Genomic DNA, 1,631 nt, shown 5'->3' with positions numbered 1-1,631 from the left:
ATATGCATACGAATGGATTGGGCGCGCAGGATGATCCGGAGGAAGCGTTCGAAGCTTGGCAGTGGATCATCGACGACAACAAAGACTTTCAGGAAGACAAGGATGTGCCTTGTGCCCCCGTCGTTGAGTTCTACTTCGGTAAATCAGACCTGTCGGACCTCGACTGATGCGACGGGTCTTGTTGTTGTCATGCCTGCTGCTGCTCACCTGCGATACCAGTAATCCTACTTCTACTTCGACCAAGGAAGCGCCCTTGAACCCTTTGACTGAAGCCAAGGCCAATATGGCCTTTACCTGTGTGCACGAGCAGATCCCCACGGCCTCCGCCGAGGCCGATGTGCTGTTCCATTACGCGCGCTGGTTGCAAAAGAACAACCAACTCAAACAGGACAAGACCGTCGATGGAGAGATCGAACGTTTATATCGCATCGCCAGTGAGAACGGCCACTACAAGGCCAATATCAACCTGCAGAACGGTGCGATGCGCGGTACTTTCAAACTCCGTGGTGAAGAGCATTTGCGCATGAGTGAACAACTGATCAACGCGGAAGTGGCAACGGGATATTACTTTGTCGGTATCTTTTTGCAGCACGGCGCAGGCGGGTTGCAGCAAGATCACGAAATGGCCTTGCGTTACTACCGCAAAGCCGCCGATCAGGGCAATGCGCAAGCTCAGGCAGTTGTAGCCGACAAGTTGGCGCCGATTGATATTGCCCCGGATGTTGCGCGGCAGATGCGCCGTTGCGCAGCTGAACAAGGTCACGGTAAATCAGCCGTCGCCCTAGGTGTCCACTTTAAGAACAAAGGAAAGTACCAAGAAGCGCTTGAGGTCTTCCAGATGGGCGTTGTAGCTGGTAGCGACGGTGCTGCCGGCCGGTTGGAAAAAGCCTTCCGTGGCCCTAAGCCAGATAACCGCTTGCTCTACCTCGGCCAACAGGAAGACCTCGAACGCGCCGAACGCTACAAAAAAATCTGGAAAATCCTCTCGGGCTACTCCTACGCCAATCCCAAGGTCCCCGAGATCAACGAAATCCTCCCGCTGCCGCCTGCCCCGTTACCCGCCTGGGACGGCAAACTGCAATGGCTCGAAAAACGCCTGGCCAATGTCCCACCAGAAAAGCCCAGCGAAGCACTGATTCACCAACTGGCCAAGGCCAAAGTCCTCGAACCCGCCACCGGCCGGCCCATGCCCGGCTCCTCGGCCTTCATACCGATCGACTACATCAAAAGACCGACCTGCATCAGCGGCCAAGCCTGCACGCATACCGGTTATTGGCTGGCGGAAAGTATCGCCGGTCAATCCTGGTGGCGCCTGGAAAAAGGCGAGCCCCGGCGCTTCGAGAAGGGCGACATCATGCCGACCCTGAACGTCAAGCATTGTCACAGCCGATTCCTGCTCGCCGACCGTGTGACGGTCGAGGAGGAAAATATCGAATGGAGACTGTTCGGTGAGGTCTGAGTATTTATGGAGCTGTTTGATACTCATCGCCTTGACCGGTTGTGGCGCCAACAGTGCCGAGCCTTTGTCGGTGGACTTTGTAAACCCGCTCACCGATATCAACGTTGATCTCGCCTTCACCTGCCAACACGAAACAATTCCGGCGCCGCCCGCTGAGGCCGATGTGCTGTTC

Annotated in this window: 1 protein-coding gene; it reads left to right on the top strand. The window is 56.0% G+C overall.

What is annotated here, in order from left to right; genetic code table 11:
• Positions 1 to 253: 253 nt before the first annotated feature.
• Complete coding sequence (locus ACM6G4_RS18645; RefSeq protein ID WP_414914301.1) at positions 254 to 1,459, top strand: DUF6396 domain-containing protein; 1,206 nt, start codon at positions 254 to 256, stop codon at positions 1,457 to 1,459.
• Positions 1,460 to 1,631 lie beyond the last annotated feature (172 nt).

The organism is Pseudomonas sp. IT-P258 (assembly GCF_949767825.1).
Classification (GTDB): domain Bacteria; phylum Pseudomonadota; class Gammaproteobacteria; order Pseudomonadales; family Pseudomonadaceae; genus Aquipseudomonas; species Aquipseudomonas monachiensis.
The sequence above is the reverse complement of the archived record's forward strand: the minus strand, read 5'-3'. Positions and strand labels throughout refer to the sequence as shown.